This window comes from Bacteroides faecis MAJ27 (assembly GCF_900106755.1).
In the GTDB taxonomy this organism is placed as follows: domain Bacteria; phylum Bacteroidota; class Bacteroidia; order Bacteroidales; family Bacteroidaceae; genus Bacteroides; species Bacteroides faecis.
In genome coordinates this window covers 118,086-131,205 of the sequence record NZ_FNNN01000015.1, presented here as the reverse complement: position 1 = coordinate 131,205, position 13,120 = coordinate 118,086, and the positions used below count along the sequence as shown (strand labels likewise).

Here is a 13,120-nt window from a genome sequence, read left to right as displayed (position 1 = left end):
TTATTCTTTCTCCTCCGATGTCTCCGTTTCCTTGGGAAGAATCGTAAATTTAACTTTCAGGATACGCCGACTGTCCATCTCCAGCACTTCAAACTCATAATTATGATAAGTCACTTTCTCATGCAATGCAGGAAACTCCCCCTTTATTTCAAGTAACATACCGGCCAATGTATCCGCATCTCCTACCACTTTCTCAAACTCATCCTCATCTACTTTTGCAATTTTATAGAAATCGGTCAACTGCGTTTTTGCCTCGAACACCCATGTATGATCGTTCAGTACTACGTACGTGCGTTCTTCGTCATCATACTCGTCATGAATCTCACCTACAATTTCTTCGATAATATCCTCCATCGTCACCAGTCCGGAAGTTCCTCCAAATTCATCGACAACGATAGCAATATGAATTTTATTCGCCTGAAAGTCACGGAGAAGATCATCAATCATCTTCGTTTCCGGTACAAAATAAGCAGGACGAATCAGTGACTGCCAACGGAAATTATCTCCCTTGCTAACATGCGGCAAAAGGTCCTTAATATACAGTACTCCCTTTATATTGTCCCGTGAACCGGAATAAATAGGGATACGCGAATAAGCATTTTCAATGATACATTGCATCACCTCTTTGAAAGGTGTGCGAATATCCAGATCAACCATATCCAGACGTGAGGTCATCACTTCCTTCACGGTTTCCCCTCCAAAACGGATAATCCCTTCCAGAATATTATTCTCTTCAGAGATTTCTGCTTTATCCGTCAACTCCAAGGCATGAGACAGTTCATCCACAGAGATATTATGGTTCTTTTTAGTGACATGCTTATTCAGAAAAGTGGTAGAACGCACCAGCATGGAAGCGACCGGATGAAACAACTTTTCCAAGAAATAGATGCCCGGAGCAGAGAAACGACAAAATGCCAGCGTCTTTTGTGCCGAGTAAATCTTCGGCATAATCTCTCCGAACAGCAATAACAGGAAAGTCAGGATTACGGTCAGTATAATGAACTCTGCCAATGGAGAATGAAACACAAATACATCCATGAAAAAGAAGTTGCAGAGCATAATAATGGTCACATTGACAAAATTATTAGTGATCAGTATCGTAGCCAGAAGGCGTTCGGAATCTCCAAGAAGGACGCTGATCTTTTCATCAGCAGGATGATTGTGTTCGTCAATATCATTCAGGTCCGAAGGAGAAAGTGAAAAAAAAGCTATTTCAGAAGCCGAAGCAAAGCCGGAAGCAAGCAGGAGCACACCTGCCAGTACTATGGCAATAATAGCAGAGATTGAAGGAGTGTTTACGGTAATACCGTTGAAAATTTCAGCCAATTGGCTTAAATAACCATCTGAGTCCAAAGAGTATATATTTTAGTTAAACAAAAGATAATGTGCCAATCAGCAATCAACCTATTGGCACATTATCACAGTATCTAAAACGGCAAGTCATCTGCCGGATTATCTTGTATCGGTTGTGCCTGTGAAGGCTGTACCTGTTGTTGCGGTTGTTGCATCTGCTGTGGCTGTTGAGCCTGTGTTGCAGACGGCTGAGGAGCTCCCGCACCTGTATTAGCCCCTTTCGGAGACAACATTTCCATATTGTCCACAAATATTTCAGTAATATAGCGCATAGCACCTGATTGATCAGTATATGAACGGGTTCTTATTTTCCCTTCCAGATACAACTTGTCACCTTTATGCACATATTTGTCCACAATCTCAGCCAGACGGTTGGATGCAACAATATTATGCCATTCCGTTCTTTCGGGGATCTGGGTTCCATTAGCCAATGTATAGCCACGATCAGTGGTAGCCAAAGGAAAAGTTGCCACAGCCGAACCGGTATCGAAATATTTCACCCTAGGATCTTGTCCTACGTTTCCTATCAATATCACTTTATTTACTGACATATATGCATCAAGTTTATGTTCTATTATTTAAATCTGCTGCCAAAATTAAACAGAATAACGATAGTATGCAAGTATTTTAAGTATTAAGTAATAAGTATTAGGTATTAAGCTGCGCTGTAGACCGGATACTTAATACCTAATACTTATTACCAATTACCAACTTCTGCACCAACTTAGAAATCGCATACTGATCCAAATCTTCTATCCGTATTTTCAGAAAGTCTGCAAAAGCTTTGGTACCCTCGGGCAATACCACTTCATATAGATTGGCGTAAATAATCCGATGAGACAATACATGCTTCACATTTCTGCAAACCAAACGTATCTCCGGATTCTCCTCCGATACCAGTAAAGCTTTGAATTCCGGCAATGACAAAAACTCCTCCTCCGACAAAGAAACCGGAGTTTCTATTAATGGCAGTTCAAACAGATTTTTCCATATATCATTCTCTGTCCGCTTATTTATATAGGTATACGCGCCCGCACGTACATACATATAATTGAAGTAACGGTTTGTCGTCTTTGTCTTGTGCTGTTTCACCGGAAGCTGAGCCACCCTTCCTGTTGAAAGTGCCGAACAACTATCCGCCAACGGACAAAACAAACAATCGGGTGACTGTGGAGTACACTGTATGGCCCCGAAATCCATAATACCCTGATTATAAAGAGCCGGCTGTTTCTTATCCAGCATTTCATCCGCCAGAGCTGCAAACAGTTTCTTTCCTTCCGTCGAATCAATCGGAGTATCAATGCCAAAATAACGGGAAAGTACCCGATACACATTTCCGTCTACCACCGCATAAGGCATACCGTAGGCAAAAGAACAGATAGCTGCCGCCGTATACTCCCCTACTCCTTTCAACGCCAGCACTTCGGGATATGTTTTCGGAAAAACTCCATTCATGCTTTTGGCTGCGGCATGCAGGTTGCGGGCACGAGAATAATATCCCAGTCCCTGCCAGTATTTCATCACTTCATCCTCGTCAGCGTCTGCCAATGTCTTCACATCAGGAAAACGTTTGATAAACCGGAGAAAGTAATCATATCCCTGCGCCACCCGTGTCTGCTGGAGAATAATCTCCGATATCCAGATCCGATACGGGTCCGACGATTCTCTCCAAGGCAAATCACGCTTGTATTCTTTATACCATTCAACTATAGCCTCACTAAAAATATTCATTCCTGATTTCGATCTATCATCTAACATTTATCTTGTATATACTATCCAAAAGCAGTACAAAAGTAACTCTTTTGACTCTAAGAAAACTTAATGCCTCCATTTTTTTAGAAAAATGTGCAGAATATATTTTTTTAGGAGACCAAAAAGCTATATATTTGCAGTCCAAAAAATTAGCAAGAACCTAGTAATAATATTTTTTTTAAGGAAAAATGACTAAAGCAGATATTGTAAACGAGATTACAAAGAAAACCGGTATTGATAAGACAACAGTTCTTACAACAGTTGAAGCATTTATGGAAGCTGTTAAAGACTCATTGTCTAACGATGAGAATGTATACCTTCGCGGGTTTGGTAGCTTCGTAGTTAAGAAAAGAGCTCAAAAGACAGCTCGTAATATTTCTAAGAATACTACTATCATCATTCCAGAGCACAACATTCCGGCCTTCAAACCGGCTAAGACATTTACAATTTCAGTAAAGAAATAATAAACAAGAGTATTAACCCATAAAATGTGAAGCTATGCCAAGCGGAAAAAAGAAAAAAAGACATAAAATGTCTACGCACAAGCGTAAAAAAAGACTAAGAAAGAACAGACATAAAAGCAAAAAATAATTTTTAAGTCTGATCAAACAGAATAAAGAACAAACTTGCGAAGCTACATGTCTTTCAAGTTTGTTCTTTGTTTAAGTAGCTAACCCAAAATGAACATTTTGTCAAAAAAGTTGTTCATATAAATGAGATTCAATCAATAATAAGAAAGCAAAACAGTGACAAGTGAAATTGTAATAGACGTACAGCCCAAAGAGGTCTCCATCGCCCTTCTCGAAGACAAGAGTCTGGTGGAACTTCAAAGCGAAGGAAGAAACATTTCTTTCTCAGTGGGCAATATGTATTTGGGACGTATCAAGAAATTGATGCCCGGACTGAATGCATGCTTTGTAGACGTCGGTTACGAGAAAGACGCTTTTCTTCATTATCTTGACCTGGGTCCTCAATTTAACTCACTCGAAAAGTTTGTAAAGCAGACTTTAAGCGACAAAAAGAAGCTGAACTCCATCAGCAAAGCAACCCTACTTCCTGACCTTGACAAGGATGGTACTGTAGCCAACACATTAAAGGTCGGACAAGAAGTGGTGGTGCAAATCGTTAAGGAACCTATCTCTACCAAGGGACCGCGACTGACGTCCGAAATTTCGTTTGCCGGACGCTATCTGGTACTGATCCCTTTTAATGATAAGGTTTCTGTTTCACAAAAGATTAAATCGAGCGAAGAGCGCGCCCGTCTGAAACAACTGTTGATGAGCATCAAACCTAAAAATTTTGGTGTCATCGTCCGTACAGTAGCCGAAGGCAAACGCGTAGCCGAACTCGACGGAGAGCTTAAAGTCCTGATCAAGCATTGGGAAGATGCAATGGCGAAAGTACAGAAAGCCACCAAGTATCCGACGTTGATTTATGAAGAGACCAGCCGCGCCGTAGGTTTGTTGCGCGACCTCTTCAACCCTTCTTTTGAGAATATTCACGTCAATGACGAGGCTGTGTACAATGAAATCAAAGACTACGTAACACTGATCGCACCCGACCGGGCAAACATCGTGAAACTGTACAAAGGCCAACTTCCCATTTACGACAATTTCGGTATCACCAAGCAGATCAAATCATCGTTTGGTAAAACAGTCTCTTACAAGAGTGGTGCCTATCTGATTATTGAGCACACTGAGGCGCTTCACGTAGTAGACGTGAACAGCGGAAACCGCACCAAGAATGCCAACGGGCAGGAAGGTAACGCACTCGAAGTAAATCTGGGAGCCGCCGACGAGCTGGCTCGCCAACTGCGATTAAGAGATATGGGTGGTATCATCGTCGTGGACTTCATCGATATGAATGAAGCCGAAAACCGTCAGAAGCTTTATGAACGAATGTGTGCCAACATGCAGAAAGACAGGGCACGGCATAATATTCTGCCGCTCAGCAAATTCGGGCTGATGCAGATTACACGCCAACGTGTGCGTCCGGCAATGGACGTCAACACGACCGAAATCTGCCCCACCTGCTTCGGAAAAGGTACTATCAAATCGTCCATTCTCTTTACGGACACTTTAGAGAGTAAAATTGATTATCTGGTCAACAAACTGAAGGTAAAGAAATTCTCGTTACACGTCCATCCGTATGTCGCCGCCTTTATCAATCAGGGACTTGTCTCCCTCAAACGTAAGTGGCAGATGAAGTACGGACTCGGTATCAAGATTATTCCAAGTCAGAAACTCGCTTTCCTGCAATATGTGTTCTATGATACACATGGAGAGGAAATCGATATGAAGGAAGAAATCGAAATCAAGTAACAGAAAAGGCGGCTCATATTGAAATGAGTCGCCTTTTTGCATCAAAGAGGATGTCTTTAGGGAAATAAGGGAGACATCCTCTCTAGGAAATAGATGTATGAAAGGCGTACTTTCGCAAGCACCACCTTTCTTATCTATTCCCCAATGTAACCTTCACATTTAAGTGAAGAAAGGGTTATTATTGCAGAAGTACGGACTTTCACAAGTACGGACCTCTTAAGGTTCTCACAGAGAGAGCACCTTATATAAATGATATATATAAAGAAGTGGGGAAAACTCTCTCATGAGAAATAGGGAATATTTTAAATTATTAAAAGCCTTTGTGTACCATATTTACTCAGCAATACAGATACTTACCCGATTTTCTTCAGGAGTATTATACGGCTGAACAGTATCACCTTTATAATCAACTGCAATTCTATCGGCAGCGATACCTTTTGCTTTCAAAGCTTCCGCTACATTATTCGCACGTTTTTCCGATAATTTGCTGTTGATTCTGGCATTACCAGTTCCTTTGTCTGCATATCCTGTCACGCTCACTTTAGCAGTAGCATTCTTCTCTAAATATTCTACCAGAGAAGCAATCTTGGCTTGCTGATCGTCCTGAATCTTTGCAGAGTTTATGGCAAAGAAAATATTCTGCTTCATCGGTTCAATCACCACTTCCTTTTTGGGTTGCGGCTTTTCTACTACAGGAGCCGGTTTGGGTTGTTCCGTCACTACCGGTTCCGGTTCGTAATAGACCGGGGCGGTTTTAGTGTAGCTTTTACCCAGTTTGATACTTACACCGACAAGAGCATTCAGTTGCCAGTCACAATTACCGGCCTTCTTGGAGTTAAACTTATCAGACAAGGCGTTGGCATTCGCCTCAATATTGATAGACAGGCGATCATTCAAACGAAGATCACAACCAAGACCGAAACGTCCGGCAACGAGGAACTTACCTTCTTGCCAGAGATATTCCATCTCATAAGTCCGTGTATCAAGTGCATTTGCTTCATCGTTGTCAAAACCACGATTCAACCCTACTCCAGCAAAAAGATAGCCATTGAACACGCGCTTCGGATTGAAACCACAGAACAAAGTACTGAGATCGGTCATGATGTCTACATTTCCTTGCAGATATTTATATTGGTAGGTTTGTTGCGGATTCACCCATCCACCCTTTGCCTGCCAGCCACTTACACCAACACGTGCGCCGAATGCGGGAGCGAACTTATAACCGATATTAAGAGCAGCCGCCGGAGAAATAAGGTCAGTGAATTTCGCTTCACCTACGGTATGGGCTGCTCCTAACTGTGCTTGAATGAACCAATGAGGTTTGAAAGTAATCTTTTCAGGTTCCTTTATACGTGAAGATTGAGGTTCGCTCTGTCCAAAAGTAGTCACCGTACTCAAACACAGAACAGCCAAGACCAAATTTCTTTTTAGTTTCATTTCATTCGTTATATTTATATTGATTCAGATAATTGTTTAAAAAGGAGAGCGTGTCCTTCTTGTCACACTCTCCTTTTTACCAACTTATATTTTCTCACAATAAATGAGAATGTAACCTCTTTCCTATACAGAATTCAAAAAAGAGAGTAAAAGGTTGTGCCCTACGACACAACCTCATTACTTCTTAGTCCAAATTATTTTGTAGCTTTAACCTGTACAGTAATTGTTTCCTTGATAGTACCCCATGTGTAGGTAATAGTCAAAGGAATATAAAGCTCATAAGCTTTAATTTCAACTCTACTGCTCTTGATATATGTTACAGTACCAAAGTCTGGAAGAGCAGTTACAGTACCTGAATAATTAACAGTCTTAGGATCAAATTCAATAATCTGTGTAGCTAATTCTGTACCAAATGCTTCTTCAAGTGTCTGACGTTTTCCAGTCCAGTTTGTTTCAACTTTCTTGATATCCTCACACTTAATGCTAGTCACACCATAATATCTATAGTAATCCAAATTAGCAGCGAAACTATTCAGCGGAGAATCTTTTCTCCAGTCTGTAAAGGTAACAAGTTCACCTAACTTCAAGGTATTAGCAGGATCACCTTCGTTCAAACCGTCAGTAAAGAACTTACTTGCATCAGAAGATACATTAACCGGACGTATAAAGGCAAGGTTGAATTCACCGTTAGTAACTGGCACTAGCATGTCACAACCATTTTCATAAACGATGTCCATAACTGCATAGAAGCTATCAGCACCGCGGGCTTCTTTATTCAAGAGATTCTTAGCAACAGCAGTATTTGCAAATGTAACATCATTGTTATTAGCATCAGACAAGCTTGCTACCAAATTATCTGCAGTTATTGCATTAGCAACAGTAGCACCGGTCAAGTCTTTACCAACAGCATGCAATTCAGTCTTGTCAGCGTTCAACGCCAATTGATATTGTGTACCATCAACACCTGTTACCAAACCACGTGTAGCTTTCAAGTTCTTTTCAGAGAACACGAATGTATATTCCATATTATCAGCTACGAAGCTCGGGAACTTCTCAGCATCAAATGAGCTGGAATAATCGAACTGAACTTTACCGCCTACGAAGAGTTCATTCAAATCACCGATAATCTGCGTTGTGTTAGTAGCACCAGGAGTCTGACAATAGATAGAAGCAGTATTACCATTCCAAGCATTTGGCGCTTTCTCTTTAGCAGTTGCAGTAAAGTTGATAGGATCTACTTTTACAACATGCTTGATAGCAACATATTTCGGATACATTCCACCATTTGCAATAGAAACGATAACATCAGCATCTGTTGTTTTCTCGTATACAGCATAAGCCACATAAGTTTTAGCTTCCAACGGTGCAGTTGTCAATTCGAATTTAGCTCCGCGGTTAGCCTTATTATCACCAGCTGTCAGGATTTCTGTTACCTTCCAAGTACCTACGTTTTCAAATCCAGCAACAGGAGCAGCAGCATATCCATAGAGTGTATGGAATTGTTCTTTACTCAATGCTGTCAATTTCTCATTTGTACTGAATGTATATACCTGAGTACTCATAAACTCGTCATTAGTTGACCAAGTGTAAACAGGATTGTTGCAATCAATACCAATAGTAGCATTTTCAGTGATAGTGATATCCGGTTCCGGTTTAGCAGCAGCGTCACCCACAATCAGTAATTTGATATAGGCAGCAGCAACGATTGCATTTCCATTATGTGAATCTGTCAATTTAGCCAATACCATCGGAGCCTTACCAATACAGCTTTCATTCACATCACCGTAGTTTACAGCCTTGAATGTTACACCATCCAAGCTCATATAGCGCTCTTGCGGAGTTTCATTAACTTTGTAAGCAACAGCTTCAAAAGACAATGTGAGATCAGGATACTTAGTATAGTCAAAGAACTTATGACCAGCAGCATCCTTAACATTACATGCAGAAACAAGTTCTGTCAAGTTGATACCAGCAATAGCCTCAGAATAAGTAACATTCTGAACTAAAGCAGCATTTCCTGTCATCGGCATATTCTTATCATCAATCTTAGCCACCTGAGCTTCAGCATCAGCCTTGGTAATAGCAAAGTGATTAGCATCATCTCCCGGATTAGTAGCTGTTACAGCTTTATCAGTCAAGACAACATCAATCTCAGCATCTTTGTTGATAACACCTACATATTCAGTGGTAACTTTATTTTTTGCAGTTGTTTCAAACTGGAGAGCAATCATGTCCAATTTATCTGCTTCATCTTCAAATAAAGCAGGGTCAGCTTCCAGAGACACAGTCATTATGCCATTTTCTATTGTAGTTTTCTTCCAGTCAATAAATACACCCGGAGTTCTTGTTACCTGTTCTACAGTCTGTTTCAAAATCTGAGCTTTACCTTCTTCTGTCAATTGAGCAAGCGTAGCACTCGACGGATTAACTCGATATTGAGGAGCAGCTACATTTGACATATATAAAGTAGCAGTTGCAGATGTTTTAACTTCGTTAGCTACAATCGTTTTCTGTTTGTATGAGTTTTCTTCAAACACAATTACTCTTTCACCCCATCCGGCCAAAATCTTCGTTGGGATATATTCAAAGCTTGTGATTGGCAGTACATCCTGAATAAGCAACTTAGTTGAGAGAGGTTGATTATCTACTAAGATTTCCCATCCTACTACAACACCAGTCTCATCTTTATACTGAACAACGCTTACAGTCGTTTTATCATGTTGCGGTTGTTTTGGAACAGCTACTCCTGTTTTAATAGAGTTTTCTTTATCATCCTTTGTTCCATACCACATCACACCTTCTGAGTCCATCCAGAACTTAGTAGGATCTAATTTAGTGTCTTGAGTTACTGTATCGTTATCAGTGATTGTAAATGTTTTGACGATCTTAGAATTGTCAGATCCTGTCAGAGTAACAGTAACAGTAGTCACATTTCCTTCTCTACTGCTAGTTACATCCAAAGTGTACGTAGTATTCGTATCGTTATCAGGGATCGTATAAGTAGTAGGAGTCCCCGATTGATCTGTTACTGTCAATACACCATTAGCAAAGGATACCGATTTCACATAAGCCAATGCTCCGAACTTGGTATTCAAGTCAGCTAATGTTTTTTCGACTGCATCCACACGTTCGCTCAGACCATTGATGTCGTCATCGTAGTCTTTACAAGATGTAAATGTGCCCGTCGAAGACGCTAATAACGCTCCAAACAGGACTGCATTTAAAAACTTTTTGTTCATAATAAAAAAACTTTTAATTTATAAATTAAATAATAAAAATATAATCTCTCGATGTCGATTCAATAATCCCATGTGTTGTCCCCATTCATTTTTAGTGTAACCTCCTTTTCTTTTTTTGTTTTACCTGTGTCCATGCTCCATAGAGGATGAACAAGAAACTTACTCCCAATACTTTTAGCCCGTTACTTCATAGGTAACGGGAAAACCTTTGTCCTGGCTCTCATGAAGCCTTCTTTATGAAAAACTGTATGATTTAGTAATGAAACTTATTTACCCCTGCTTCAAAGAGGAGGCAGAGGGGAGGGAAATCTTTGAATATAATTAGAAGGTTATAAAGGTCTAATAAAAAGAAATCCTCTGTTTTATCGTGTTATTTCTCTTTTTTTAGTAGTTTATCAGAAAAAATATCTTTTTTGTTTGCATGTTTTCCAAAATATCTCCATCTTTGCAACGCTGTTTAGCTCCGTTACCTATGAAGTAACAGGCTTAAATTCAACATATTGCTACTGACATTGAGCGCTTTATAAAATCTACCACTTTTTTATTGGCTTCATCTATTTTCTTATTCTGAAAAGGTTTGAGATATGTCTCGGTCACTGTAATTGACGAATGCCCCATAGCTTCAGAAATAACGCCCGGATGAATTTCACAATAGTAAGCTGTCGTTGCCCATGTATGGCGGGCTGTATACGAACTTAGTTTATCTCCCAGTCCTAACATTTCACCAAGCAACATCAACTGCCTATTAAAGTTACGGAGAGCCAACTGATATTCATGATAAGCCTCCTTTGTTCCTTCCCGACTGCTTAATAACGGAAATAAATAAGGAGAGGAGCTATCACGGTCCATATACTTCTTTAATATAGCCATCGCTTCCGAAGTCAAAGTCACAGACAAAGGTCGGCCTGTTTTACGCCGTCGATAAGTGATTACATTATCACGCAAATCGCTTTTACGCAAATAAGCCAGATCGACAAAAGGCAGACCACGGAGCAGGAACATCAGAACGAACAATTCCTGCGCACGACGCATGGCGGGACTCACGGCAGATGACTGTGGTAATTTAGTGAATACCTTCTTCATGTCTTCTTCGCACAACGCACGTTTGCGGTCAGCACGTGTCCCGGTATACACCGAACGAAAGAGATGCGGCACATAAGGTGCCATACGCCTGTCTACCGCGCGATTGTAAACCGCACGAAATGTACGCAAATAAGTGGAAACAGTGTTCCAACTACAACCACGGCTACGAAGGTGAATCTCGAAGCCTTTTAACCATTCCGGAGTTACTTCACGAAAAGCAAAATCCCTTTTCCCACCATAAGCAATAATGGCATTGAGACTGCTGCGATAAATGTGAGCAGTTCCAAAGTTTCCCTCCATTTGTAGCCCCACTGCTACTTGCTTCATAAATGCTACTACTTTTAACATTTTACTTATTATTTATTAAATGATGCGATAAATATAACAAAATAAGGGGATAGTATGTTTTTATAGAAGAAATTTAAAAACGAAAAAAGAGGATGCCGTTAGGGAAAGGGAGGCATCCTCTTTGGAGGGACAGGAAAGATTCACTTTCACAAGCAAATTCTTCCACTGCTACCCCCTGTTATTTCTTCACATTAAGTGAAGAAAGGGTTCATTGCGGAAATACATACTTTCGCAAGCACGGATTCCCTTGGGGTATTCTCATGTGAGGCTCTTCGCGGGAAAGCGAAGAAAAATGGGGAACACCGCACATGAGATATCTTAAAAAAGGGTTATGCCTTTATACAAACATTATTCTACCACGCAGATACTGACACGATTTTCCGTAGGATTCGTGTTCGGTTGTACGGTATCCCCTTTAAAGTCAGTCACGATCCGGTCCGCAGCAATGCCTTTCGCTTTCAAGACGTCCGCCACGTTGTTCGCGCGCTTCTCTGACAAGGTCATATTGATGCCTGGGTTACCCGTTTCCTTATCCGCGTATCCGGTGACGGCTACCTTGGCAGTCGGATATTTTTCCAGATGCTTCACCAAAGATTCTATTTTGGCAAGCTGGTCATCCTGGATCTTTGCGGAATTCAGCGCGAAGAAGACGCTTTGCTTCATCGGCTCGACGGTCACCACCGGTGCAGGTTTCGGCTGCGGCTTTTCTACCACAGGTTCCGCTTTGGGCTGTTCCACTACAGGCTCCGGTTCGTAATAAACGGGAGCGGTCTTGGTATAACTCTTGCCAAATTTGATACTAAGTCCCACCAATACGTTAAATTGCCAGTCGCAGTTGCCCGCTTTCTTTGAATTGAACTTATCGGAAAGGATATTGGCGTTTCCTTCGATGTTGATCGCCAGACGGTCATTCAGGCGAAGGTCGCAGCCCAAGCCCAAACGTCCGGCTACCAGGTTCTGGCTGTCCTGCCACAGATACTCCATTTCATAAGCACGCGTATCCAGCGCGTTGGCTTCGTCATTGTCGAAAGCGTGATTAAATCCTACACCGGCAAAAAGATAACCATTGAATACACGGTCGGGGTTAAAGCCGCAGAACAAAGCGCTGAGGTCCGCCATCAGGTCCAGGTTGCCTTGAAGATATTTATACTGATAAGATTGGGAGGGAGTCACCCAGCCCGCTCTAGCCTGCCAGCCGCTGACACCGATACGCGCCCCGAATGCCGGAGCGAACTTATAGCCCACGTTGAGGGCGGCTGCCGGAGAGATCAGATCGGTAAATTTGGCTTCGCCTATCGTATGAGCGGCTCCTACTTGCACTTGCATAAACCAGTGGGGATTAAAAAGGGTTTTACCCTCCTCCTTGATCCGCTGCTCTTGAGCGAAAGCCAAGGTGCTACTGACAGTCAGTATGGCTAGTAGTAAATTTCTTATTTTCATCATATGTTATGTATTTAATGTCTTTATCACAGAATGATCTGCATTGCATCCCTCACATTATCAGGAAGTAGTTATAAAAAGGGTGCTCTTTTGAGCAGAGCACCCTTTCGATTGTAGCATGTCTAAAAGTTTATTACTATCTTAGAT

Annotated in this window: 9 protein-coding genes; 2 read left to right on the top strand and 7 right to left on the bottom strand. The window is 41.3% G+C overall.

Annotated features, from left to right (window positions below; translation table 11 throughout):
• From BLW31_RS14265 to mutY, 3 genes are all read right to left on the bottom strand, one after another.
• Window positions 1-1,353: a gliding motility-associated protein GldE gene (locus BLW31_RS14265; RefSeq protein ID WP_010538747.1), complete on the bottom strand. Its 1,353-nt coding sequence runs from the start codon at window positions 1,351-1,353 to the stop codon at window positions 1-3.
• A 74-nt stretch (window positions 1,354-1,427) separates the two neighbouring features.
• The gene (locus BLW31_RS14260) at window positions 1,428-1,904 is read right to left on the bottom strand and encodes a single-stranded DNA-binding protein (RefSeq protein ID WP_010538748.1); all 477 of its coding nucleotides are present in this window, start codon (window positions 1,902-1,904) and stop codon (window positions 1,428-1,430) included.
• Window positions 1,905-2,040: 136 nt separating this feature from the next.
• Window positions 2,041-3,084, bottom strand: a complete 1,044-nt coding sequence (gene mutY, locus BLW31_RS14255) for an A/G-specific adenine glycosylase (protein WP_010538749.1) — start codon at window positions 3,082-3,084, stop codon at window positions 2,041-2,043.
• A gap of 209 nt (window positions 3,085-3,293) precedes the next feature.
• Between mutY and BLW31_RS14250 the strand changes: the two genes are divergently transcribed.
• Together BLW31_RS14250 and BLW31_RS14245 are read left to right on the top strand one after the other, a co-directional pair.
• Window positions 3,294-3,569, top strand: coding sequence for an HU family DNA-binding protein (locus BLW31_RS14250; RefSeq protein ID WP_008762277.1), 276 nt, complete (start codon window positions 3,294-3,296; stop codon window positions 3,567-3,569).
• A gap of 282 nt (window positions 3,570-3,851) precedes the next feature.
• Window positions 3,852-5,426, top strand: a complete 1,575-nt coding sequence (locus BLW31_RS14245; protein WP_010538750.1) for an Rne/Rng family ribonuclease — start codon at window positions 3,852-3,854, stop codon at window positions 5,424-5,426.
• Between the two features lie 333 nt (window positions 5,427-5,759).
• Here BLW31_RS14245 and BLW31_RS14240 read toward each other — a convergent pair whose 3' ends face one another.
• From BLW31_RS14240 to BLW31_RS14220, 4 genes are all read right to left on the bottom strand, one after another.
• Window positions 5,760-6,863 (bottom strand): OmpA family protein, encoded by a 1,104-nt coding sequence (locus tag BLW31_RS14240; RefSeq protein ID WP_029425627.1) that lies wholly within the window; start codon window positions 6,861-6,863, stop codon window positions 5,760-5,762.
• 194 nt (window positions 6,864-7,057) lie between these two features.
• Window positions 7,058-10,102 (bottom strand): hypothetical protein, encoded by a 3,045-nt coding sequence (locus tag BLW31_RS14235; RefSeq protein WP_010538752.1) that lies wholly within the window; start codon window positions 10,100-10,102, stop codon window positions 7,058-7,060.
• Window positions 10,103-10,594: 492 nt separating this feature from the next.
• A complete protein-coding gene (locus BLW31_RS14225) occupies window positions 10,595-11,533 on the bottom strand; it encodes a tyrosine-type recombinase/integrase (protein WP_010538753.1) in 939 nt (312 codons plus the stop codon).
• 348 nt (window positions 11,534-11,881) lie between these two features.
• On the bottom strand, window positions 11,882-12,973 hold the full coding sequence (locus BLW31_RS14220) for an OmpA family protein (RefSeq protein ID WP_029425628.1): 1,092 nt from the start codon (window positions 12,971-12,973) through the stop codon (window positions 11,882-11,884).
• Window positions 12,974-13,120 lie beyond the last annotated feature (147 nt).